A 23999-nucleotide genomic window follows, 5' to 3' on the forward strand; every position below is an offset into this window, starting at 1 on the left:
TCCGGAAATACGGCCGCCTGCCTGCATAGGCCGGGATGCGCATCCCGGCCTATGCATCAAGTAAACCACAATACGTCCACACAAGTCCGGCATGACGGAAACTTTAGCTTCTGAAACAGGATGTAACGAGGCACGCCATTAGTTGTGCGAACCCTCACTGTATATCCAGCAACCGCTCCAGATACCGCCGCTCGATTTCACCGGGTGGATTGTTGCCGAGCTTCTCGCGGATCGCCTCGAGGATTTCGCGGGCGCGCTGCACGTCGATTTCGTCCGGCACCTTCACCTGATCGCCGAAATCCGGGCCGGTGGTGCTGCGCGGACGGCCAAGCGGATCACGGCCGTTCTGGCCGCCCTGGCCCGCCATGCCCTCCTGACCTTGCCCCGGCTGCTGGCCCTGCTGGCGCATGGCCTGCATGATCTGGCCCATCATGTCCTGTGCGCCCTGGCGCAGCGCATTCAGCGCATTGCCCTGACCTTCGACAGCCTGTTCGCCCTGGCCCTTGCCCAGCGCCTCGCCGGCGCCTTGCATTTCCTGTTGCGCCTTGCCGAAGTTTTCGCCTGGTTCCATACCGAGATCGCGAAGGCCCTGCTGCAATTCGCCGAGCTGCTTGCCGAGCGCATCCTGCTGCGCCCGCAGGTTTTTCAGCGCCTCGCGTAGCTGTTCAGCGGTCATCTGGTCGCTCGGCTGTTGTCCGCCCTGCTGACCATTTTGACCCTGTTCGCCTTGCTGACCCTCTTGCGGCTGCTGGCCGTTTTCGCCCATCTGCTGGTCGTTTTCGCCTTCGCCGCCCTGTTGCGGGTCGCCGCGCTGCATGCGGTCGCGCAGCGCCTGATCCAGCTTGAAGGTCTCATCCATCAGCTTCTGCTGCTGTTGCAGGATTTCGCCCAGCTTGTCGATCTGCTGGCGCATCTTGCTGCTCTGCTGCTGCCCCTGCTGGCCCTGACGCTGCGGGCGGCCCGCCTGCAGATTGTTCATCATGCGCTGCAGCTGCGAGAGCATTTCCTGCGCCGCATCTCGATTGCCGGAACGGGCGAGGTTTTCGATCTGGTTCATCATGTTTTCCAGATCGCGCTGGCGCAGCACGTTCTGTGCTTGGCTGTTCATGTTGGCCTGCGGCGCATTCTGCATGCGCTGGGCAAGCTCGCTCATGAACTGCTGCATGGCTTCGCGCAGTTCCTGCATCAGCTTGGCGATTTCCTCGTCGGAGGCATTGCGCTGAAGCGCTTCGGAAAGCGCATTCTGCGCATCGCGCAGGCGCCTTTCGGCCTGTGAAAGATCGCCATCCTCAATGCCGAGCGCAATCTCCCAGAGATAATCCGCCGTGTTCTTCAGCATCTCCTCATTATAGGCGAGCCGCATGCGTGTCTGCGCCGATTGCAGCAGGAGATAATGGGTGGTGTTGGGAATGGTCTCTTCCGGGCGCAGACCGACCGCCTCGTTATAGGCAATCGCCTTCGGCATCTGGCGCGTATCGAGCGAGAATATCTGCCGCTGCTCGGCAATGGAGGCTGCCAGCGGTTCGGAGAAATTGCGGCCCGGCAGCACCATTTCATGCGCGGGGCTGCGGCCGGTCTGACCGGCGCCATCCGTCGCCACCAGCGTGATGCGCACGCGTTTTCCCGCCATTGGATGTTCGGTCAGGTTACGGCTGGTCAGGCCCTTGATCTCGCGATTGTTCTGCCGCGGCAGATCGAGCTTGAATTCCGGCGGCGGGTAAAGCGCGGTCGCACCTTCCGCAACGCCAATCGGCTCGATGATGGCATGGGCTTCCTTCAGCCCATAATCGTCCTTGGCGGTAAAGCCCACTTCCAGCGCGCCATTGACGGCCCGGCGCGGCATGTTGTCGAAGGCGATGCTGGGCGGCTGGTCGGGAATGACGTTGAACACCCATTGTTCGCCATTCGCGGTGATCATGCCGCTTTCGGTAACATCCATGGCGAAAGTGCGCGGCGCGACCGGCTGATCCGCCGAACGAGCCGGCGTCTGAACGGCGACCTCGCCGCTTGCGCTATCGGCACGTGCCGCTTCCGGCGAAAGCTTTTGCAGCGCGCCCGCCATTTCAGGCTCGAAAGTCACTTCCTCGCCGCCATCGCCGCCGGTCATGCGGATCGTCAGCTTGGAGGATTGCGGCACCGAAACCGCATCACGGTTGGTTGCGTCGCGTCCGGTCAGGAAAATCGGCGCGCGGCCGGTATAGGATGGCGGCGTGACCCAGGCATCGAGACGGATATCGGGATTGAGCGGCCCGACGGCCGGCCGGCTGCGGAAGGCATCGGCAATCGTGCCCGCGCCGTTGGAATAGGAAAAACCGAAGGCGGCGGCCAGAAGAAGGGCGGGGACGGCGCGCAGCGCCAGACGGTCATAACGGGCGATATCGGGTTTCGGCAGGCCGGCGTTCAGCGCGGCGATGCGCTCCGCCATGCGGATCTGGTGTTCTTTCCACAGCGTTCGGGAAAAAGGCGTATCGAAGGCCGGTTCGTCCTCCTGCACGCCAACCGGCTGGTGCGCGAGGCCGTTGCGGTCCTCAAGCAGGCGGGATGCATCGTGGTCCGTCGGCCATTTCTGCCGCACGATTGGCAGGAGAGTGGCGATGAAACTGAAAACCAGCACGAAAACAACGCCGAGCCGCAGGAAATCCGGCATGTGCCGGTAAAGACCGAACCAGGCAAGCGCCAGAAACACGGCGGCGATGGAGAGAGGCCACAGCGTTTTCGGCGCAATTTTTTCCGAAAGCAGTACGATTTTCGCGAAGAAGCGCTTGGCGGCAACCCGGCGGGCAAGGTCCGGCCGCTGCGCGAACGCGCCGGTCGGGCGCTTTCTGCCTGTCCTGTCCTCTCCGGCTGTGGTCATCAATCCGTTCTCCCGGTTCTGGCCACGTCGAACGCCATTCCCGGAACGGCGAGCTGTTTCATGTCACGGAGCAAGGATAACATTCTTTGTGGCGAAGACGAGGGCACCCAAGCCCTCACCCCCATTTTTTAGGCAGCTTCGCTTGATTGTGATCGACCAACCGGTGATGCAGGCGAGATCAATCGAGCCAGGCGGGCACGGAATCGAGCGCGATCAGCTCTTCATAGGTGCCGCGCGGGCGAATGACGTGGAACTTGTCATCCTTCACCAGCACTTCCGGCACCAGCAGGCGCGAGTTGTAGGTGCCGGCCTGCACCGCGCCGTAAGCACCGGCGGAACTGACGGCGATCAGATCGCCCGGCTGCGGGGCAGCCATCTCGCGGTCGAGCGCCAGATAGTCGCCGGTCTCGCAGACCGGGCCGACGATATCGGCCTTGATGCGCGGCGTGTTCTCGGCTGGCTGCACCACCGGGCGGATGCCGTGATAGGCCTCATAAAGCGTCGGGCGGATGAGGTCGTTCATCGCGCCATCGACGATCACGAAGGTCTTTTCGCCGCCGTCCTTCACATAGATCACTTCCGTCACCAGAATGCCGGCATTGCCGACGATCAGGCGGCCCGGCTCTGTGACGATCTTGCAGTTGAGGCTCTTCAGCTCGTTCTTGACGATATGGGCATAGGCATCCGGCAGCGGCGGCGGATTATTGTCATCGCGATAGGGGATGCCGAGACCGCCGCCAATATCGACGTGGCTGATCGTGTGGCCGTCGCCGCGCAGCGCCTCGACAAGTTCGCGCAGCAGCCGGAAGGCATCCTCGAAAGGCTGCAATTCGGTGATCTGGCTGCCGATATGCATGTCGATGCCGGTCACTTCGATGCCGGGCAGGGTGGCGGCATGGGCATACACCGCGCGGGCGCGCTCATAGGAAATGCCGAACTTGTTCTCTTTCTTGCCGGTGGAAATCTTGGCGTGGGTGCGCGCATCGACATCCGGATTGATACGGAAGGAGACATGCGCCCGCTTGCCGACTTTCACGGCGCGCAGGTTGAGGACTTCCAGTTCCGGCTCGGATTCGATGTTGAAACAGTAGATGCCAGCTTCCAGCGCATAATCCATTTCCGCAACCGTCTTGCCAACGCCGGAAAACATGATGCGGCTTGCCGGAACGCCGGCTGCGAGTGCGCGGCGCAATTCGCCGCCCGAGACGACGTCGATGCCCGCGCCGAGCTTTGCCAGCGTCTTCAAAACCGCCTGATTGGAATTGGCCTTCATGGCGTAACAGACCATGGCGTCCACATCCGCAAAAGCTCCGGAAAACACCTTGTAATGGCGCTCCAGCGTCGCAGTCGAATAGATGTAGAATGGCGTGCCGACCGCCTTGGCGATCTCGGGCACAGGCACGTTTTCGGCGTGCAGCACGCCGTCGATATAGCCGAAATGGTTCACAGGCTTTTATCCGTCAGAGAAGCTTGTCGAGAATGAACGGCCGTTCCGCCGTCGTCGGCTTTGTCTCCGTTCCGTCGGCATTGCGCTTGTTGCGCATTTCGACCGGCGTGCTCGGCGGGTCGATGTCGCCCTTACGCCCGCAGGCGCTGAGAACAAGGCTGACGGCGAGCGTCATGCCGATGGGAACGATGAGTTTGCGCGCGGTTTTTGAAAGCATGGGCCTGTCCAAAGGAAATATGTGCCTCTCTGATAACGAAAAACAGGGCGCTTGTGCACCCTGTTTCTTGTGATCGCAGCGTAACGCGATTTTATCAGTTGCGTCCGCGCCACCAGGCGATCTGCTTCTTCACTTCCGAAGGGGCTGTGCCGCCGAAGCTCGTGCGGCTGGCAACCGATGCCTCGACGGACAGAACGTCGAAAACGCCCTTGGTGATGCCGGGGTGGATGGCCTGCAATTCCTCAAGCGAAAGATCGGCGAGGTCGCAGCCCTTCTTCTCCGCCAGCGCTACGGCATTGCCGGTCACGTGGTGGGCATCGCGGAAGGGCAGGCCCGCTTCGCGCACCAGCCAGTCGGCAAGATCGGTAGCGGTGGAATAACCCGAACCGGCGGCGGCGCGCATGCGGTCCTTGCGCACTTCAAGGTCGCGGATCATGCCGGTCATGGCGGCAATCGCCAGTTCCAGGCTTTCGGCGGCATCGAAAACCTGTTCCTTGTCTTCCTGCATGTCCTTGGAATAGGCGAGCGGCAGGCCCTTCATGACCGTCAGGAGAGCGATCAGCGAGCCGTTGATGCGGCCTGTCTTGGCGCGCACCAGCTCGGCGGCGTCAGGGTTCTTCTTCTGCGGCATGATCGAGGAGCCGGTGGAGAAGGCATCCGACAGGCGGATGAAGCCGAATTGAGGCGTCGACCAGATGACGATTTCTTCGGCGAGACGCGACAGGTGCGTCGCGCAGATGGAGGCGATAGACAGGAATTCCAGCGCGAAATCGCGGTCGGAGACGGTGTCGATGGAGTTGCGGGTCGGCTCGCGGAAACCGAGCGCCTTGGCCGTCATGTGGCGGTCGATGGGATAGCCGGTGCCGGCAAGGGCGGCCGCGCCGATCGGGCTTTCATCCATATGCTCGATGGCGTGGCGCACGCGGGCGCGGTCACGGCCGAACATTTCCACATAGGCCATGCAGTGGTGACCGAAGGTCACGGGCTGGGCCGTCTGCAAATGGGTGAAGCCAGGCATGACCGTATCGGCATTTTCTTCGGCGCGGTCTAGGAAGGCGGCGATGAGGGCGGTCAACATACCCTCGGTCTTCTGCAGTTCTTCCTTGACCCACAGGCGGAAATCGAGCGCCACCTGATCGTTGCGCGAGCGTGCGGTGTGCAGGCGGCCGGCGGCGGGGCCGATCAGCGTCGCAAGCCGCGCTTCGATGTTCATGTGAATGTCTTCGAGCTTGCGCGAGAATTCGAATCTGCCGGATTCGATCTCTGACAGGATCGTGTTCAGGCCATCGGTGATCTTGTCTTTATCTTCCGGCGAAATAATGCCTTTAGATGCCAGCATGGCGGCATGCGCCATAGAGCCGCGGATATCCTGGGCGTAAAGCTTCTTGTCGAAGCCGATGGAGGCATTTATTTCTTCCATGATGGCAGATGGCCCGGAAGCGAAGCGTCCGCCCCACATCTGGTTGGAGGATTTCTGATCTGTGCCGTCAGCCATGTTCGCAGTGCCCTGGAGTATTCGATGACAGAAAAAAGGCCGTTCAGGCTTCCTTCCGCCAAGTTGGTTGCAATTGCTGCCGTTGCCGGTGTCTTAAGCGGCGCGGGCGCGGTCTGGTTCAGGCATATTGGGTCTGAGAGCCCGGTTCAAGGGGCAGCGGTGACTGACGCCGGTTTATGTGAGGGGGCGGCGAACCGTATCGCCTCGCTGAAGCCGTTTCTGAAGGGGCAGGTGGCGGCCATGTCGGCCACGGACACGCCGCGCATCATTCCCCTCTCCTTCAAGGGGCCGCAGGCGCAGGATATGACGCTTGCCGATCTCAAGGGTAAGGCGGTTCTTCTCAACCTCTGGGCCACATGGTGCGTGCCCTGCCGCGAAGAGATGCCGGCTCTGAACGCGCTTGAAAAGGAAAAGGGCGGTAACGCTTTCGAGGTCGTGGCCGTCAACATCGATACCGGCGCGGATGAAAAACCGAAAGCCTTCATGGATGAATACAAGATCGATGCCCTGAAGCACTACCGCAACAGTTCCATGGGCGTCTTCAACGTTCTGAAAAAGGAAGGTCTCGCCTTCGGCCTGCCGGCAACCCTGCTGCTGGATGAAAACGGCTGCCTGCTTGCGGCCATGAACGGCCCGGCGGCGTGGGACAGCGAGGATGCCAAGGCGCTGGTATCGGCGGTGAAGGCTAGATAATTTTTGAATCCGTGCGGGAGGGTTTTCCCTCCCTCATCCGGCATTCGGTCAGCGCGTCGGAACCGGCGTTTCGCCGCGATAGTCGTAGAAGCCTCGGCCGGATTTGCGGCCGAGCCAGCCGGCCTCGACATATTTGACCAGCAGCGGGCAGGGGCGATACTTGCTGTCGGAAAGGCCGTCATGCAGCACCTGCATGATCGACAAACAGGTGTCGAGACCGATGAAATCGGCAAGCTGCAGCGGTCCCATCGGGTGGTTCGCGCCGAGCCGCATGGCGGTGTCGATGGCTTCCACCGAGCCGACGCCCTCATAAAGCGTATAGATTGCCTCGTTGATCATCGGCAGCAGGATGCGGTTGACGATGAAGGCCGGGAAATCCTCGGCAACGGTGATCGCCTTTTCCAGCGTCCGCACATAATCCTTTGCCGCGTCGAAGGTCTTTTCATTGGTGGCGATGCCGCGCACCAGTTCCACCAGCTTCATGACCGGCACCGGATTCATGAAGTGGATGCCCATGAACTGTTCGGGACGGTCGGTGGCGGAGGCGAGCCGGGTGATGGAGAGCGACGACGTGTTGGTGGCGAGCAGCGCCTCGGGCTTCAGGATCGGGCAGACCTGCGCATAAATCTTGCGCTTGATCTCCTCGTTTTCCGTCGCGGCCTCGATGACGAGGTCCATGGCTGCCAGATCGTTGATGTCGGTCGAGCCGCTGATGAGCGCCAGCGCCTGCTTGCGGGCGTCGTCGGAAAGCTTGCCATTGGTGACCTGGCGGGCGAGATTGCCGTTGATCGTGGCAAGACCGGCCTCGATGCCTTCCTTGGAAAGATCGTAGATATGGACCTTGTAGCCGGCAATGGCGGAGACATGCGCAATGCCGCATCCCATTTGACCGGCTCCAATGACACCGATGTTCTTAAAGGGGGCGGTCATAGGCTGGTCTCCTCTCAGGGATTTTGTCTGCGTTATTGCCGGCGATGTTACGCATATCGCCGAAAAAGAGAAGGCGGCGCGTTTAAAAAACGCGCCGCCTCCAACTTATGCTTAAATTACAGCGATTTTTCGAGTTCGGGCAGCGCCTCGAACAGGTCAGCGACGAGGCCGTAGTCTGCCACCTGGAAGATCGGCGCTTCTTCATCCTTGTTGATGGCGACGATGACCTTCGAATCCTTCATGCCGGCCAGATGCTGGATGGCACCGGAAATGCCGGCGGCGATGTAAAGCTGCGGTGCAACCACCTTGCCGGTCTGGCCAACCTGCCAGTCGTTCGGCGCATAACCGGCATCGACAGCCGCACGGCTGGCGCCAACGGCAGCACCCAGCTTGTCGGCGACGGGAAGGATGACTTCCTTGAACTTCTCCGAAGAGCCGAGCGCACGACCGCCGGAGATGATGATCTTGGCCGATGTCAGTTCCGGACGGTCGGACGACGCCAGAGCATCGGAGACGAAGCTGGAAAGGCCGGGGTTTGCGGCCGCGCCGATGGTTTCGACTGCTGCCGAGCCGCCTTCGGCCGCTGCTGCAAAGGCGGTCGGACGCACGGTGATGACCTTCTTCGCATCGGTCGCCTGCACCGTCTGGATGGCGTTACCGGCATAGATCGGCCGCTTGAAGGTGTCAGGGCTGACAACCTCGATGATTTCCGAGACCTGCGCCACATCGAGAAGGGCCGCAACGCGCGGCGTCACGTTCTTGGCCGAGGCGGTGGCCGGGGCGATGATGACATCATAGGAAGGCGCGAGCGAGACGATCAGCGCCGCCAGCGGTTCTGCCAGCGCATTGGCATAGGACGCGTCGTCGGCGAGCAGCACCTTGGATACGCCGGAGAGTTTCGCGGCAGCGTCGGCCGCGCCCTTTGCGCCGGAGCCGGCGACCAGTACGTGGACGTCGCCGCCGATCTGGGTTGCCGCCGTCAGCGTCTTTGCCGTCAGGTCGGAAAGGGTTGCGTTGTCGTGTTCTGCCAGAAGAAGAATGGCCATGAGAATATCTCCCTTTTCCGAAACCTTAGAGGACGCCGTCGGCTTTGAGCTTTTCGACCAACTCGGCAACCGAGCCGACCTTGATGCCGGCCTTGCGGCCTGCCGGCTCCTCGGTCTTCAGCACCTTCAGGCGCGGTGAAACATCGACGCCGAAATCGGCCGGCGACTTTTTGTCGAGCGGCTTCTTCTTCGCCTTCATGATGTTCGGCAGGGATGCATAACGCGGCTCATTGAGACGAAGATCGGTGGTGACCACGGCGGGAAGCTTCAGCTCCACCGTCTGCAAACCGCCATCGACTTCACGGGTGACTGCGACCTTGCCATCTGCGGGCACGACCTTGGAGGCGAAGGTGCCCTGGCCCCAGCCGAGAAGGGCGGCCAGCATCTGGCCGGTCTGGTTCGAATCGTCATCGATTGCCTGCTTGCCGACGATGACGAGGCCGGGCTGTTCGGCTTCCGCCACGCCCTTCAGAAGCTTGGCGACGGCGAGCGGCTCGACCGTCTCGTCGGTTTCGATCAGGATGGCGCGGTCGGCGCCCATGGCGAGCGCCGTGCGCAGCGTTTCTTCCGCTTTGGCCGGGCCGATGGAGACGACCACAACCTCTTCGGCCTTGCCGGCTTCCTTCAGGCGCAGCGCCTCTTCCACCGAGATTTCGTCGAACGGGTTCATCGACATCTTTACATTGGCAAGCTCAACGCCAGAACCATCGGCTTTCACGCGGATCTTCACGTTGTAATCGACGACTCGTTTAACGGGGACAAGGATTTTCATCGGCGGCTTTCCTCAAACTCCTGTCCGCTTTGGCCAGTTGACCGCGCGGACCTCCAAAAACAGGTTGGCGACATGGATAAGCATTTTTCCCGCAATTACAACGGAGCAATCTTCATTATCACATGCACGTAAGGCATATCTTACGTTGACGTTCACGTAAATACTCTATCTCTTTCACAAGAGCTCATCTGCTCCCGTCATAGCCCCGTTCGATTTGCGACAACCCCGCCGTTTGCGACGGATTCTTGAACTGCGCCGCCCTCGGCGGAACAATGGTGCGGTCAAACAGGGGAACGCCCCGCCTGCGCATGAAAATCACCATGATTGCGCCCGCCATGATGCCACCCACATGCGCGCCCCAGGAAACGTTTTCCTCGAGCCCGAGCGCCAGCATCAGGAACTGCTGGCCGATCCACAGCGCCAGCGGAATGAAGGCGGGCAAAGGAAGCGGAATGCGCATGAGAACCAGCACCCAGACGCGCACCCTGGGATGCAGCAGGAAATAGGCCGCGACGACGCCGGAAACCGCACCCGAAGCGCCGATCAGCGGACCTTCGGAGGTGGGGGCGACGAAACCGTGAAACAGCGCGCCGGCGATGGCGCAGACGATGTAGAAAATCAGGAAACGAAAATGGCCGAGCGCATCCTCGACATTGTCGCCGAAGACCCAGAGAAACAGCATGTTGCCGGCCAGATGCCAGAAATCGAGATGCAGGAAAGCATAAGTAACGACGGTCAGGTCATCGGGCACGACCTGCAGGGCGGGTTCCAGATAGGCGTAGTCGAACACCACTGCCGGAATGAAACCGAGGCCGAGGGCTGCGGCATTGGCCTGCGTGTCGCTGGCCAGCACCCCGGTAAACAGCCAGACCAGCACATTGACCACGATCAGGCCGATGGTGACATATTGCAGCCGGATATGTTTGAGGGAATTCGCATCGTGCAGCGGTATGAACATCGAACGCCCTTTGGTTGCGTCATTGAAACGCTTTAGCGGTTCTTGCCGGGAACCCACAATATATCGGCCTTGCCGGCATCATTGGCGAAGCGGGCGGCGACGAACAGGAAGTCGGACAGGCGGTTGGCATATTTCAGCGCCGCCGGGCTGACGATCTCATTCTCAGTGACGGAAAGTTCCACCATCAGTCTTTCCGCGCGCCGGCAGACGGTGCGCGCCATATGCAGGCTGGCCGCCGCAGCGCTGCCGCCCGGCAGCACGAAAGAGGTGAGCGGTTCAAGGGCGGCATTGAGATCGTCGATTTCGTTTTCCAGCCGCGTGACCTGGCTTTCGACGATGCGCAGCGGCTCGTAGGAAAGCGGTTCGCCGCTGTCCGGCGTGGCGAGATCGGCGCCGAGATCGAAAAGATCGTTCTGAATGCGGAAAAGCATGGCATCCAGCTTTTCCATCCCGCCCGTATGAAGCCGTGCGACACCGATGGCCGAATTGGTCTCATCCACCGTGCCATAGGCCTCGACGCGAAGATCGTGCTTCAGGCGGCGCGGGCCGGAAACCAGCGCTGTGGTGCCCTTGTCGCCGGTACGGGTGTAGATCTTGTTCAGCTTCACCATGTCAGCGGCCACCGCCGGTGAGCCAGAGGGTGAACATGATCAGCACAATCGCCACGGCCTGCAAAAGCAGGCGAAGCTGCATCAGTTTGTTGGAGCGGTTGGCGTCCTGTCCCTTCAGCATGTTGAAGAGGCCGCGTATCAGCACGATGACGACGAGGCCCATGAAGATAAGGGCCAGAACGGTGGTGAAGCCGGACATGCGGTATTACTCCTCCTCAATCGAATCTGCGCAGCAGACGATAGAAAAGTCCGGCAGGCAAGAGCCGTTTCAGCACAAGCCCCTGTTTGGCGGGCACGGTAACGGGATAATGCGGTTTCGGCCTTTTGGCGGTCAGGGCATGTTTCAACACGGCATAAACGGCGTCCGGGCCAAGCTTGTGGCGGTTGACGGGGCCGGAACCATCCATGCGCGCCAGCTGGCGTTTATATTCCGCCGCATGGGCGGAATTTTCGAGATCGATGTGCTCGTTGATATGGGCAAGCGCCGTCGCGGTGAATTTCGAGGTGATCGGCCCCGGTTCGATCAGGCTGACATGGATGCCGCTGCCCTGAAGCTCCATGCGCAGCGTGACGCCCAGCCCCTCAAGGGCGAATTTCGAGGCGGTGTAAGCGCCGCGATAACGATAAGGCACAAGGCCGAGGATGGAGGAGCAATGCACGATGCGCCCCGCACCCCGGGCGCGCATGAAGGGAATGACCCGCCGCGTCAGATCGTGCCAGCCGAAGACATTGGTTTCGAACTGCGCCCGCAGCGCCTCGACAGGCAAATCCTCCACCGCGCCCGGCTGGCCATAGGCGCCGTTGTTGAAAAGCGCATCGATGCGGCCGCCGGTCCTGGCTGCGACGGTGTCCACCAGCGCGGCAATCGTCTCCGGCTTGGTGTAATCCATGATCAGGGTCTCGATGCCCTGGTTTTCAAGCGCCGCCATGTCGGCGATGCGCCGCACGGTGGCGAAAACCCGCCAGCCGTCCCGGTGGAGCGCGCCGGCGCAATGGGCGCCGATGCCCGAGGAACATCCGGTAATGATGATGACGGGTTTTTCAGACATTTGCCGCTCCGGGAAACCGACTGTTGCTCTGGCCCGATTGCCCGGCCCGTTAAAATCCGATCGCGCGAAATCCGTGCCCTTCTGGAACCGAAAGGCCAGTTTGCGCGCTGTACAAAGCGAAGCTGATTTCCCATATTCGGCTCGAAGTTACAAATGAAATGCCGATGAATGGAGGTGACATGGTTGCCGCAGTGCGCCTGGCAGGCAAGGTTGCCTTCGATGCCTATTCCCATTTCGCCGAGGATGACGGCTGGGCGATGGCGAGCCATATGGCGCTGTCGATCCTGCTGGCCCTGTTTCCGTTCCTGATCTTCGGCACGGCTCTTGCCGGTTTTCTGGGGGCGGACCAGTTTTCCGAAACGGCGGTGCATCTGATTTTCGACACCTGGCCAGCGGCGATTGCCGGGCCGCTGGCGGCGCAGGTGCAGCAGGTGCTGACCATTCCGCGCGGCGGGCTGCTGACGATTTCGGTGCTGGCGGCGGCCTATTTTGCGTCCAATGGTGTCGAGGCGTTGCGCATTTCATTGAACCGCGCCTATCGTGTTACCGAAACGCGCTGGTGGTATGTCACCCGCCTGCTCAGCCTGCTTTATGTGCTTATCGCCGTCGTGGTCTTTGCCGGCATCAGCATCGTGCTGGTCGCCGTGCCGGTCGCCACATCTTTTGCCGAGCAGCGGTTTCCGTGGCTGACGGATGTGCTGAACACCATCTCCAGCCTCGGTCTTTATGGCACCATCGTCGTGCTGACGGCGGGGCTGGTGGCGGCGCATCTGTGGCTTCCGGCCGGCAAGCGTCGCATCTGGGATGTCTGGCCGGGCATTCTTCTAACGATGATCTTCTGGGTCATCGGCGCCGCGATCTTCGCCTATTACCTCTCCACCTTCGCCAATTATGCCGCTACCTATGCCGGTCTCGCCTCAGTGATGGTGGTGCTGGTGTTTCTTTATATGGTCGGCGTCATCTTCATGCTGGGGGCTGAGGTGAATGCCGCGCTGATGAAATACAAGGTCCGCCAGATCATCCGCCGCAATATCGGTGGCAACGGCGCGCGCCGCGGGCAGGTACTAGACGAGACCGACAAGCCGGCGAATATCTGAGGGCGCAGCACCTTCCGAACGAAGGGCAGAAAGCCCGGTGCTGCCTTCGCTTTTCGAGAGCTTGCGCCCGTCCGCGCCCAGGATCAGCCGGTGATGGTGATAGGCCGGCTGCGGCAGGTTCAGCAGGTGTTGCAACAGCCGGTGAATGGCGGTGGCGTGATAGAGATCCATGCCGCGCACCACATGGGTGATGCCCTGCAACGCGTCATCCACCACAACGGAAAGATGATAGCTTGAAGGCGCGTCGGAGCGCGACAGCACCACATCGCCCCAAAGCGCTGGCAGGGCCTCGATCTGCCCCGTCTCGCCGTCGCCGCTCTCTTCCCAGAATAGAGGGATGCCGGCGGCGCGGATCGCCTTTTCCATGTCGAGCCGCCAGGCGTGCGGACGGCCGGAGGCGAGCAGCACATCCCGCTCCGCCCTTGGCCTCTCCCGGTCGATGGCCGGGTAAAGCGGCGCGCCATCGGGATCGCGGGGCCAGAGCCCGCCCTCCGCCTCGAAAGTACGAACGATCGCCCTGGTTTCTCCACGGCTTAGAAAAGCAGGGTAAGCAAGTCCTGCCTCGATCAGCCTGTCCAGCGCCACGCGGTACTCTTCGAAATGCTCCGATTGCCGCCGCACCGGTTTCTCCCAGTCGAGACCCAGCCAGCCAAGATCGTCATAGATCGCCTGTTCCAGCTCCGGGGTGCAGCGCGTCTGGTCGATATCCTCGATGCGAAGCAGAAAGCGGCCGCCATTGTCTCGCGCCATATCGTGGTTCAGGAAGGCGGAAAGCGCGTGGCCGAGATGCAGAAGGCCATTGGGGCTTGGCGCAAAACGGTAAACCGGTTTTTGACGGAGAGGCGAAGGCATGGTTTCTTCTGCCATGTTTTAAAGCACCCTGCCAGCCGGCTGGCGGCATATGGAATGACGGACATGAAAATCATTACCGGGATGGACGACATCAGCGAAGGGCTGGAGCATCTCGCCCAACTCGATCCGGCTCTCGGCCTCGTCATCGAAAAAGCCGGCCCGCTGGAACTGCGCATTCATGAGCCCGGCTTTTCCGGCCTTGCCCATATCGTCGTCTCGCAGATGGTGTCGCGCGCCAGCGCCAATGCCATATGGGCGCGTATTTTTGCCGGCACCGGCGGCGCGGTCACGGCGGAAAATTATCTCGGCGCGTCGGCGGAATTGCGCGCCACTTTCGGCCTTTCGCGCGCCAAGGCGACGACACTGGAAGGACTGGCGCGCGCCGTCACGGAAGGGCAGATCGATCTTGACGGTGTGGTGCGCAAGGAGGGGCGTGTGGCCCTTTCCGAGCTTGTTGCGCTTCGCGGTATCGGCCCGTGGACGGCGGAGGTCTATCTGATGTTCTGCGGCGGGCATCCGGATATTTTTCCGGTTGGCGATGTGGCGCTGAGATCGGCGGTGGCTCATGCGCTTGCGCTGGAGGTGAGGCCGGAAGCGAAATGGCTGGCGGAGCGGGCGACAATCTGGTCGCCATGGCGCTCCGTGGCCGCGCGGCTTTTCTGGGGCTATTATGCCAACATCATGCGGCGCGCCATGGTGCCGCTGCCCTGAGCGGGTTAAAAATCGGCGATACTGTAGGGCAGGGCTCCGCGCGCGAGATGATCGAAATGCAGCTTGCGTTTCAGCGGCGGCACGGCGCGTTGCACGCAATCCACCCTCTCGCAGACCCGACAGGAAATGCCGATCGGTTTAAAGGAGGCCGCATTGCCGAGATCGAGCGTATCGGCATAAACGAAATTCTGCGCGTGTGAAATTTCGCAGCCAAGCGCGATGGCATAACGTGGTCTCTCCGTGTTGAAACCGGCGCCGGCCTTTTCGATCTGCGTGGCGATGGAAAGATAGCGAACGCCGTCAGGTGTTTCCGCCAGCTGCCGTACGATCCTGTCAGAGCTTTCGAAGGCCTGGTGGATATTCCACAGCGGACAGGCCGCGCCGAAACGGGCAAATTGCAGCCGCGTGGCGCTGTGGCGTTTGGTGATGTTGCCGGCGCGGTCGATCTTGGCGAAAAAGATCGGCACGCCCTTCATGCCCGGCCGTTGCAACGTGCTCAGCCGGTGGGCCACCTGCTCAAGGCTCGCGCCGAAACGCACGGCGAGAAGTTCGAGATCGTGGCGTAGCTCCTGCGCCGCCCGGTGAAATTGCCCATAGGGCAGGATGAGGGCTGCGGCGAAGTAATTGTGAAGCCCGATACGACAGATTTCCGCAGCTTCCGCATTGCGGAAACCGGCACCGGCCAGCACACTGTCCACCGTTGGGCCGGCGTGAAGCTGGGCGATCTGCAATGCAAGCTGAAAACAGCGGGTCGGCGCGGCCATGTAGGAGCTGAGGGCGAGCGTCTTGCCGGCAGGATCGAAGTGCCGGATCAGACCGCCTGCCGCCTCGGTTCGGGTGATATGGATGCCGTAACGGCTCTTCAGATGCGCCGCCAGAATGCCATAGGTCTCGCCGCCTTCAATCTCCAGTTCTTCCGCCAGCTCCTCGGCCAGAAGATCGATCTCGGCAACGTAATTGTCGACGAAGTGGAAGAAATCGCGCACCTCCTCATAGGGGGTTCTTTCCACCTGTGCGGTGCCGCGGCCCAGCCGGTCATCCAGCTGCACCAGCTGCTCGCTGTTCTGGCGATAGGCCTGATGGGCACGTAGCAGCGCATGGGCAAAACCCGGCGCGTTCTGGGCAATCAGCTTCAACTCCTGAAGCCCCGGTTCGTAATTCATGAACAGCGGGTCTTTCAGCGCCTCGCGCACGGCGGAAACCAGCCGGTCGCTTTCACCGGTCGCGAGTTCTGCCATGTCGAGCTGGAATTTTTCCACCAGCGTCACCAGAACGCTGGCCGAAACCGGGCGCTGGTTATTCTCGATCTGGTTCAGGTAACTCGCGGAAATGCCCAGCCGTTCGGCAAATTGCGCCTGCGTGGCGCGGGCGTTTTCGCGAAGGCCGCGAACCTTACGGCCGATAAAGAGTTTTTCCGTCGCCATGTTGCAACTTTGCAAAATTAAACATTGCAAATATTTATGGCACGCATACGCGCACGATCAAGGCTTCTTGGCGAATGTTTTCTGGGCTATTGATCGTGGCACAACGCATGGAGGAAACATGCCCGGCATTCTGGAGCAATTGGAAACGCGGCGCGCTGAGGCGCGGCTCGGCGGCGGCGTCAAGCGCATCGAGGCGCAGCATGGCAAAGGCAAGCTGACGGCGCGCGAGCGTATCGACGTGCTCCTGGATGAAGGTTCCTTCGAAGAGTATGACATGTACGTCACCCACCGCGCGGTGGATTTCGGCATGGCGGAGCAGAAGGTGGCGGGTGACGGTGTCGTCACCGGCTGGGGCACCATCAATGGCCGGCAGGTCTATGTGTTTTCGCAGGATTTCACCGTGCTTGGCGGTTCGCTCTCGGAAACCCATGCCCAGAAGATTTGCAAGATCATGGATATGGCGGTGCGCAACGGCGCGCCGGTGATCGGCCTCAACGACAGCGGCGGCGCGCGCATTCAGGAGGGCGTGGCCTCGCTCGGCGGTTATGCCGATGTGTTCAAGCGCAATGTCGTCGCCTCCGGCGTCGTGCCGCAAATCTCCGTCATCATGGGGCCTTGTGCGGGCGGTGCGGTTTATTCGCCGGCCATGACCGATTTCATCTTCATGGTGCGCGATACCTCCTACATGTTCGTGACCGGGCCGGATGTGGTCAAAACCGTGACCAACGAGATCGTTACGGCTGAGGAACTGGGCGGAGCCTCCACCCACACGAAAAAATCCTCCGTCGCCGACGGCGCTTATGAAAACGACATCGAAACGCTGGAACATGTGCGGCTGCTGTTCGATTTCCTGCCGCTCAACAACCGCGAAAAGCCGCCGGTGCGCCCGTTCCACGACGATCCGGCGCGGCTGGAAGCACGTCTTGATACGCTGATCCCTGATAGTTCCAACAAGCCCTATGACATGAAGGAACTGATCCACGCGCTGGCCGATGAGGGCGATTTCTTCGAGTTGCAGGAGGCCTTTGCCCGCAACATCATCACCGGCTTCATCCGTCTCGAAGGCCAGACGGTGGGCGTTGTCGCCAACCAGCCGATGGTGCTGGCCGGCTGCCTCGATATCGACAGTTCGCGCAAGGCGGCGCGTTTCGTGCGCTTCTGCGATGCCTTCAATATTCCGCTGCTGACGCTGGTGGATGTGCCGGGCTTCCTGCCGGGAACGGCGCAGGAATATGGCGGCGTCATCAAGCACGGCGCAAAACTTCTCTTCGCCTATTCGGAGGCGACGGTGCCGATGGTGACGCTGATCACCCGCAAGGCCTATGGCGGCGCTTATGACGTGATGGCCTCGAAACATATCGGCGCGGATGTGAATTACGCCTGGCCGACGGCGGAAATCGCCGTGATGGGCGCGAAGGGTGCGGCGGAAATTCTCTATCGTTCCGAGCTTTCCGATCCGGAAAAGATCGCCGCGCGCACGAAGGAATATGAGGAGCGTTTCGCCAATCCCTTCGTGGCGGCGGAGCGCGGTTTTATCGATGAGGTGATCATGCCGCATTCCTCACGCCGCCGCATCGCCCGCGCCTTCGCGTCGCTGCGTAACAAGAGCGTGGAAACCCGCTGGAAGAAACACGACACCATTCCGCTCTGAGACTGGAAAAATGCTTCGGCCACCTTACTATATGTTTGTTCAGGCGCCCGGATGTCCGGATGTCCTCCCGAAACGCACAAGGACACATTTTCATGGCCGAAAATTCCTCCGCAGATAATTTCCCCGCCGGATATGAGGTTCCCAAGGTCTGGACTTGGGACAAGGGTAATGGCGGCCAGTTCGCCAATATCAACCGGCCTATCGCCGGCCCGACCCACGAAAAGGAACTTCCCGTCGGCAAGCATCCACTGCAGCTTTATTCGCTGGCGACGCCGAATGGCCAGAAGGTCACCATCATGCTGGAAGAATTGCTGGCCGCCGGCCACAAGGGCGCCGATTATGATGCCTGGCTGATCAAGATCGGTGAAGGCGACCAGTTCGGTTCCGGTTTCGTCGGCGTCAATCCGAATTCCAAAATCCCCGCGCTGATGGATCACTCGACGCCTGAGCCGACGCGCGTTTTCGAAAGCGGCTCGATCCTCGTTTACCTCGCCGAAAAATTCGGCGCCTTCCTGCCGAAAGAGGGCAATGCCCGCACCCAGGCGCTGAACTGGCTGTTCTGGCAGATGGGCTCCGCCCCCTTCCTCGGCGGCGGTTTCGGCCATTTTTATGCCTATGCGCCGGTGAAGATCAAATATGCCATCGACCGCTACGCCATGGAAGTCAAACGCCAGCTCGACGTGCTGGACCGGCATCTGGCCGAGAACCGCTACCTGGCGGGTTCGGAATATACGATCGCCGACATGGCCGTCTGGCCATGGTACGGCAAGATCGCGCTCGGTCAGGCCTATGGCGATGCCGGTGCTTTCCTTGAGGCGGACGGTTACAGACACGTCATGCGCTGGACGCTCGAAATCGGCGAACGCCCGGCGGTCAAGCGCGGCGTGATCGTCAACAAGACCTCGGGCGATCCGTCCGAACAATTGCATGAACGCCACGATGCCTCCGACTTCGAGACGAAGACGCAGGACAAGATCGGCAGGGCGTAACGAAAGATTAGAGCGCCAAAAGCGCTCTAACTATTTGAATTGGCGCATTTCCGGACGTAAAAGCAAGGCAGCTTTCACTGGAAATGTTCTGGAAGGACAAAAGATGGCGAACCTGCCCGAAATGACCAAACACAAGGGATTTCCCTCCGGCATGCCGAGCACGGGTGTCCAGTTCACCATCCGCCGCGCCAACCCCAAAGGGGTAACGCCTATCAAGATGATACCCCGCCGGGCGCGCAACGACACCAAGGAGCATCGCATCGATGCCGCCTTCCTGCATTCGCTCTGGCACCATTTCGGTGCCGAGCCCTTCGAGCGCGGCAATCTCGACGCCGCCCGCCTCAACCTGCTCTTCGGCCGCGAGGTGGTGCCGGCGGAGAAGAATTTCGACCCGCTTTCCTATCAGGCGATGCTGGTGATTGACGAGCGCGTCGCGCGGCAGAACTTCCCGGAATCCTTCGAGAATTTCTTCGAAATTTGAGGGCAGGCGGCGACATTTTTCCTGAGGGGGAGGAGCATGATTGTCGACATACTTCATATGGACCTGCAATGGCTGCGACGCTGGCTGGAACAACGTCGTGGTGGCAACGTAGGCAGGGCATCCGGCGGTCGTGATCCGAAACCAAAGATGACGCCGGAAGCCGCCCGGCTCGATCACCGGCAGATGTTGCGTTTCATGGCGCTCAATGCGGCAGTTGGCGTGCTGATCGGCGTCTGCGTCGGTGCAGCGCTGATCTTTCTCGACATTGGCGGTTTGGGCGCGCGCATCGGCCGTGCGGCAAATCCGGTCGTGCCCGTGCTGCTGGTCGTCATGCCCATTGCATCCCTGTTCGGCGCGGCCGCCACCGCCTCGGCGATCCTGATGATGCCCTATGAAAAGAAATTCCGCGACGACGATGACGATGCGAGGGGAGAATAACCGCATGATCAAGAAAATCCTCATCGCCAATCGCGGCGAGATCGCCTGCCGGGTCATCAGGACAGCGAAGAAGATGGGCATCGCCACTGTCGCGGTCTATTCGGATGCGGATGCCAATGCGCTGCATGTGAGACAAGCGGATGAAGCCGTTCATATCGGCCCGGCCCCCTCGTCGCAGTCCTATATCGTCATCGACAGGATTCTCGAGGCAATCGCGAAGACCGGGGCGGATGCTGTCCATCCCGGTTACGGTTTCCTGTCGGAAAATGCTGCCTTCGCCGAGGCGCTGGAAAAGGCGGGTGTCGCCTTCATCGGTCCGCCTGTTGGCGCCATCAAGGCCATGGGCGACAAGATCACCTCCAAGAAACTGGCCGCGGAAGCGGGTGTTTCCACCGTTCCCGGCCATATGGGGCTGATCGAGGATGCGGATGAGGCGGTGAGGATCGCCTCGCAGATCGGTTATCCCGTCATGATCAAGGCGTCGGCCGGTGGCGGCGGCAAGGGCATGCGCATCGCTTTCAACGATGCCGAGGCGCGCGAGGGTTTCCAGTCTTCGAAAAACGAGGCGAAATCCTCCTTTGGCGATGACCGCATTTTCATCGAGAAATTCGTCACCCAGCCGCGCCACATTGAAATTCAGGTGCTGGGCGACAAGCACGGCAACACACTTTATCTGGGTGAACGCGAATGCTCGATCCAGCGGCGTAACCAGAAAGTCATCGAGGAAGCGCCGTCGCCCTTTCTGGACGAAGCGACCCGCAAAGCCATGGGCGAGCAGGCCGTGGCGCTGGCGAGAGCCGTCGGTTACCATTCGGCCGGCACGGTGGAGTTCATCGTCGATGGTGAGAGGAATTTCTACTTTCTGGAAATGAACACCCGCCTGCAGGTGGAGCATCCGGTGACGGAACTCATCACCGGCATCGATCTGGTCGAACAGATGATCCGTGTGGCATCAGGAGAAAAGCTCTCCTTCGGGCAGGCGGATGTGAGGTTGAACGGCTGGGCCATCGAAAGCCGGCTTTATGCCGAAGATCCCTACCGCAACTTCCTGCCCTCCATCGGCCGGCTGACACGATATCGCCCGCCGCAGGAGGGTGCGCAGGAGAACGGCACCGTCATCCGCAACGATACCGGTGTCTTCGAAGGTGGCGAAATTTCGATGTATTACGATCCGATGATCGCCAAGCTGTGCGCTCTAGGCAAGGATCGCGAAACCGCCATCGACGCCATGGGGCAGGCGCTGGACCGTTTCGAGGTGGAGGGCATCGGCCATAATCTGCCTTTCCTGTCGGCCGTCATGCAGCATGAGCGTTTCCGCGCCGGCCGCCTGACGACGGGCTTTATCGCTGAAGAATTTCCGGAAGGATTTTCCGGCGTGGAACCGGATGAGGCCACGGCGCGCCAGCTCTCCGCCATCGCCGCCATCATCCATCAGCGGCTGCAGAGCCGTGCGGTCGAAATTTCCGGCACCATCGGCAATCATCGCCGCATCGTCGGCCAGGACTGGGTGGTGTCATCAGGCGCATCCCGCCACAGGGTTGCGGTTGAAATCGGCACGGATGGCACGGCGATCCGTTTTGAAGACGGGGCGGCGCTCACCGTCGATACCGGCTGGCTTCCCGGCCAGAGCCTTGGCCTGTTCACGGTCGCGGGTGAGGTTATCGCCGCCAAGGTCGATCTTGCAGGTGCTGCTATCCGCCTGCGCTGGCGCGGCATGGATATTCGTGCCCATGTGCGTAGCCCGCGTGTGGCGGAACTGGCGCTGCTGATGCCGGAAAAGCTGCCGCCGGATACATCTAAACTGCTGCTTTGCCCCATGCCGGGCGTCATCACCGGTATTTCGGTGGGTGAGGGCGATGAGGTGGAGGCCGGTCAGGCGCTGGCGACGGTGGAAGCCATGAAGATGGAAAACATCCTGCGCGCGGAAAAACGCGGCCGCGTTGCCAGAGTGGCGGCAAAACCGGGCGACAGCCTTGCGGTGGATGAAGTCATCCTCGAATTCGAGTGATGCCGCTGCCGTTTTTCCGGAACGCATGTGGGCCGGAGCGGTTTACGGGGTCGGACCTGCGGGCGGATCGTTCGATTTTCGTCACGATCACCGGCCACAGTGCTAAAATGAAATGCAGAAGGGGAGAGATGCATGTCGGGTGAAAAAACGGCGCGGGATTGGCTGCAGCTTGCCGAGAAAGAGCTGAAGCGTTCACCGGAAACGCTCGTCTGGCACACACCCGAAGGCATTGAGGTGAAGCCGCTCTATACCGCTGACGATCTTCAGAAGATTTCCCATCTGGACAGCCTGCCGGGCTTTGCGCCTTTCACGCGCGGCCCGCGCGCCACCATGTATGCCGGCCGGCCCTGGACCATCCGCCAATATGCCGGTTTTTCCACGGCCGAAGCCTCGAACGCCTTTTACCGCAAGGCGCTCGCCGCCGGTCAGCAGGGCGTTTCGGTTGCCTTCGACCTCGCCACCCACCGCGGTTACGATAGCGATCATCCGCGTGTGGAGGGCGATGTCGGCAAGGCGGGCGTGGCGATCGACAGCGTCGAGGACATGAAAATCCTGTTCGATGGCATTCCGCTCGAAAAAGTCTCGGTGTCGATGACCATGAATGGCGCGGTCATTCCGGTGCTCGCCAGTTTCATCGTTGCGGGGGAAGAACAGGGTGTGCCCCGCGCCGCCCTTTCCGGCACCATTCAGAACGACATCCTCAAGGAGTTCATGGTCCGCAATACCTATATCTATCCGCCGGAACCCTCGATGCGGATCATTGCCGACATCATCGAATATACGGCGAAGGAGATGCCGAAATTCAACTCCATCTCCATTTCCGGTTATCACATGCAGGAAGCGGGCGCGACGCTTACCCAGGAGCTGGCCTTCACGCTGGCGGATGGCCGCGAATATGTGCGGGCGGCGCTGGCCAAGGGACTGAATGTCGATGATTTCGCCGGGCGCCTGTCGTTCTTTTTCGCTATCGGCATGAATTTCTTCATGGAGGCTGCCAAGTTACGCGCCGCGCGCCTGCTCTGGTCGCGCATCATGGAGGAGTTCAAGCCGCAGAAGGCGTCGTCGCTGATGTTGCGCACACATTGCCAGACGTCCGGCGTCTCGCTGCAGGAGCAGGATCCCTATAACAACATCGTCCGCACCGCCTTTGAGGCCATGTCCGCCGTGCTGGGTGGCACGCAGTCGCTGCACACCAATTCCTTCGATGAGGCGATTGCCCTGCCGACGGAGTTTTCCGCCCGCATCGCGCGGAATACCCAGCTTATCCTTCAGCACGAAACCGGTGTCACCAGGGTGGTCGATCCGTTGGCCGGCTCCTATTATGTCGAAAGCCTGACGGATGAACTGGCAGAGAAGGCCTGGGCGCTGATCGAGGAGGTCGAGGCGCTCGGCGGCATGACCAAGGCGGTGGCGGAAGGTTTGCCGAAACGGCTGATCGAAGAGGCGGCAACGCGACGGCAGGCGGCGGTGGACAAGGGCGAGGAGGTTATCGTCGGTGTCAACCGTTACCGTCTCGAAAACGAGGAAGATATCGATGTTCTCGATATCGACAACGCCGCCGTGCGGGCCGCGCAAATCCGCCGCATCGAAGAAACGCGCCGCCGCCGCGATGGCAAGGACGTGACCGCCGCTTTGGCAGCACTTTCCGAGATCGCCCGCAGCGGCAAGGGCAATATTCTCGAGGCCGCGGTTGTCGCCGCCCGCGCCCGCGCGACGGTGGGAGAGATTTCCGATGCGCTGCGTGCGGCCTTCGGCGACCATGCCGCCGTGCCGGAGGTGGTGAGCGATATTTACGGCGAGGCCTATAAGGACGAGCCGGAACTTGCCACGCTCGCCGCCCGGCTTTCCGGTGTGGCTGAGAGGATCGGCACCAAGCCGCGCATCATGGTCGCCAAGCTCGGGCAGGATGGGCATGATCGCGGCGCGAAGGTCATTGCCTCTGCCTTCGGCGATATCGGTTTCGATGTGCTGGCCGGACCCCTGTTCCAGACTCCCGTTGAGGCGGCTGATCTCGCCGTTCAGAGCAGGGTGCATGTGGTCGGCATGTCGTCGCTCGCCGCAGGTCACAAGACGCTGGCGCCGCAGCTGGTCGAGGCGCTGAAACAGAAGGGCGCGGAAGATATCATCGTCGTCGTCGGCGGCGTCATTCCGCGGCAGGATTATCAGTTCCTGCTCGACCACGGTGTCTCGGCGATTTTCGGCCCCGGCACCAATGTCATGGATGCTGCGAACAAGGTGCTCGACCTGCTAGAAGGCATCAGGCGCAACGCGTGAGG

General features: G+C 61.1%; 22 protein-coding genes. 9 read left to right on the top strand and 13 right to left on the bottom strand.

Annotation, left to right across the window (positions count from 1 at the left end; translation table 11 throughout):
- Positions 1 to 154: 154 nt before the first annotated feature.
- The 4 genes from ACQZ40_RS17410 to argH form a co-directional block, all read right to left on the bottom strand.
- Positions 155 to 2854: a TIGR02302 family protein gene (locus ACQZ40_RS17410; protein ID WP_448748343.1), complete on the bottom strand. Its 2700-nt coding sequence runs from the start codon at positions 2852 to 2854 to the stop codon at positions 155 to 157.
- 178 nt (positions 2855 to 3032) lie between these two features.
- Positions 3033 to 4301 carry a diaminopimelate decarboxylase gene (lysA, locus tag ACQZ40_RS17415; RefSeq protein ID WP_220317460.1) on the bottom strand — a complete coding sequence of 423 codons (1269 nt, stop codon included), beginning with the start codon at positions 4299 to 4301 and terminating at the stop codon, positions 3033 to 3035.
- A 13-nt stretch (positions 4302 to 4314) separates the two neighbouring features.
- Positions 4315 to 4518, bottom strand: coding sequence for an LPS translocon maturation chaperone LptM (gene lptM / locus ACQZ40_RS17420; protein ID WP_185740730.1), 204 nt, complete (start codon positions 4516 to 4518; stop codon positions 4315 to 4317).
- 94 nt (positions 4519 to 4612) lie between these two features.
- Complete coding sequence (gene argH, locus ACQZ40_RS17425; protein ID WP_448748344.1) at positions 4613 to 6013, bottom strand: argininosuccinate lyase; 1401 nt, start codon at positions 6011 to 6013, stop codon at positions 4613 to 4615.
- A 24-nt stretch (positions 6014 to 6037) separates the two neighbouring features.
- On the opposite strand from argH, the gene tlpA reads away from it, so the two are divergent.
- Positions 6038 to 6706, top strand: a complete 669-nt coding sequence (gene tlpA / locus ACQZ40_RS17430) for a thiol:disulfide interchange protein TlpA (RefSeq protein ID WP_448748345.1) — start codon at positions 6038 to 6040, stop codon at positions 6704 to 6706.
- Positions 6707 to 6754: 48 nt separating this feature from the next.
- On the opposite strand, the gene ACQZ40_RS17435 is transcribed toward tlpA, so the two are convergent.
- The 7 genes from ACQZ40_RS17435 to ACQZ40_RS17465 all read right to left on the bottom strand — a co-directional run bounded on the left by ACQZ40_RS17435 (position 6755) and on the right by ACQZ40_RS17465 (position 12072).
- A complete protein-coding gene (locus tag ACQZ40_RS17435) occupies positions 6755 to 7636 on the bottom strand; it encodes a 3-hydroxybutyryl-CoA dehydrogenase (protein ID WP_003523331.1) in 882 nt (293 codons plus the stop codon).
- A 116-nt stretch (positions 7637 to 7752) separates the two neighbouring features.
- Positions 7753 to 8682, bottom strand: a complete 930-nt coding sequence (locus ACQZ40_RS17440; RefSeq protein ID WP_078053341.1) for an electron transfer flavoprotein subunit alpha/FixB family protein — start codon at positions 8680 to 8682, stop codon at positions 7753 to 7755.
- 25 nt (positions 8683 to 8707) lie between these two features.
- Positions 8708 to 9454 carry an electron transfer flavoprotein subunit beta/FixA family protein gene (locus tag ACQZ40_RS17445; RefSeq protein ID WP_065657064.1) on the bottom strand — a complete coding sequence of 249 codons (747 nt, stop codon included), beginning with the start codon at positions 9452 to 9454 and terminating at the stop codon, positions 8708 to 8710.
- Between the two features lie 184 nt (positions 9455 to 9638).
- Positions 9639 to 10412: a rhomboid family intramembrane serine protease gene (locus tag ACQZ40_RS17450; protein WP_003520828.1), complete on the bottom strand. Its 774-nt coding sequence runs from the start codon at positions 10410 to 10412 to the stop codon at positions 9639 to 9641.
- Positions 10413 to 10444: 32 nt separating this feature from the next.
- A complete protein-coding gene (locus ACQZ40_RS17455; RefSeq protein ID WP_020813416.1) occupies positions 10445 to 11023 on the bottom strand; it encodes a cob(I)yrinic acid a,c-diamide adenosyltransferase in 579 nt (192 codons plus the stop codon).
- A gap of 1 nt (position 11024) precedes the next feature.
- Complete coding sequence (locus ACQZ40_RS17460) at positions 11025 to 11222, bottom strand: twin transmembrane helix small protein (RefSeq protein WP_065657065.1); 198 nt, start codon at positions 11220 to 11222, stop codon at positions 11025 to 11027.
- A 16-nt stretch (positions 11223 to 11238) separates the two neighbouring features.
- Complete coding sequence (locus ACQZ40_RS17465; RefSeq protein WP_125144909.1) at positions 11239 to 12072, bottom strand: SDR family oxidoreductase; 834 nt, start codon at positions 12070 to 12072, stop codon at positions 11239 to 11241.
- A 179-nt stretch (positions 12073 to 12251) separates the two neighbouring features.
- Here ACQZ40_RS17465 and ACQZ40_RS17470 point away from each other — a divergent pair, with 179 nt between their 5' ends.
- On the top strand, positions 12252 to 13169 hold the full coding sequence (locus ACQZ40_RS17470; RefSeq protein ID WP_448748346.1) for a YihY/virulence factor BrkB family protein: 918 nt from the start codon (positions 12252 to 12254) through the stop codon (positions 13167 to 13169).
- Here the strand turns inward: ACQZ40_RS17470 and gluQRS are convergent.
- The gene (gluQRS, locus tag ACQZ40_RS17475) at positions 13137 to 14036 is read right to left on the bottom strand and encodes a tRNA glutamyl-Q(34) synthetase GluQRS (protein ID WP_080857433.1); all 900 of its coding nucleotides are present in this window, start codon (positions 14034 to 14036) and stop codon (positions 13137 to 13139) included. The two genes, ACQZ40_RS17470 and gluQRS, sit on opposite strands and share 33 nt — an antisense overlap.
- 39 nt (positions 14037 to 14075) lie before the next feature.
- Between gluQRS and ACQZ40_RS17480 the strand changes: the two genes are divergently transcribed.
- Positions 14076 to 14732, top strand: a complete 657-nt coding sequence (locus ACQZ40_RS17480) for a DNA-3-methyladenine glycosylase family protein (RefSeq protein ID WP_198939179.1) — start codon at positions 14076 to 14078, stop codon at positions 14730 to 14732.
- A gap of 5 nt (positions 14733 to 14737) precedes the next feature.
- Here ACQZ40_RS17480 and ACQZ40_RS17485 read toward each other — a convergent pair whose 3' ends face one another.
- Positions 14738 to 16156 (bottom strand): helix-turn-helix domain-containing protein, encoded by a 1419-nt coding sequence (locus tag ACQZ40_RS17485; protein WP_448748347.1) that lies wholly within the window; start codon positions 16154 to 16156, stop codon positions 14738 to 14740.
- A gap of 118 nt (positions 16157 to 16274) precedes the next feature.
- Here ACQZ40_RS17485 and ACQZ40_RS17490 point away from each other — a divergent pair, with 118 nt between their 5' ends.
- The 6 genes from ACQZ40_RS17490 (at position 16275) to scpA (ending at position 23997) form a co-directional block, all read left to right on the top strand.
- On the top strand, positions 16275 to 17807 hold the full coding sequence (locus tag ACQZ40_RS17490; RefSeq protein ID WP_020813422.1) for an acyl-CoA carboxylase subunit beta: 1533 nt from the start codon (positions 16275 to 16277) through the stop codon (positions 17805 to 17807).
- A 92-nt stretch (positions 17808 to 17899) separates the two neighbouring features.
- A complete protein-coding gene (gene yghU / locus ACQZ40_RS17495) occupies positions 17900 to 18796 on the top strand; it encodes a glutathione-dependent disulfide-bond oxidoreductase (protein WP_080854387.1) in 897 nt (298 codons plus the stop codon).
- Between the two features lie 103 nt (positions 18797 to 18899).
- Positions 18900 to 19277: a hypothetical protein gene (locus ACQZ40_RS17500; protein WP_003520841.1), complete on the top strand. Its 378-nt coding sequence runs from the start codon at positions 18900 to 18902 to the stop codon at positions 19275 to 19277.
- 36 nt (positions 19278 to 19313) lie between these two features.
- Positions 19314 to 19715 carry a hypothetical protein gene (locus tag ACQZ40_RS17505; RefSeq protein WP_448748348.1) on the top strand — a complete coding sequence of 134 codons (402 nt, stop codon included), beginning with the start codon at positions 19314 to 19316 and terminating at the stop codon, positions 19713 to 19715.
- 4 nt (positions 19716 to 19719) lie between these two features.
- Complete coding sequence (locus ACQZ40_RS17510; RefSeq protein WP_448748349.1) at positions 19720 to 21723, top strand: acetyl-CoA carboxylase biotin carboxylase subunit; 2004 nt, start codon at positions 19720 to 19722, stop codon at positions 21721 to 21723.
- A gap of 132 nt (positions 21724 to 21855) precedes the next feature.
- Positions 21856 to 23997 (top strand): methylmalonyl-CoA mutase, encoded by a 2142-nt coding sequence (gene scpA, locus ACQZ40_RS17515; protein ID WP_448748350.1) that lies wholly within the window; start codon positions 21856 to 21858, stop codon positions 23995 to 23997.
- Positions 23998 to 23999 lie beyond the last annotated feature (2 nt).

It is taken from the genome of Agrobacterium sp. 16-172Ci (assembly GCF_053522725.1).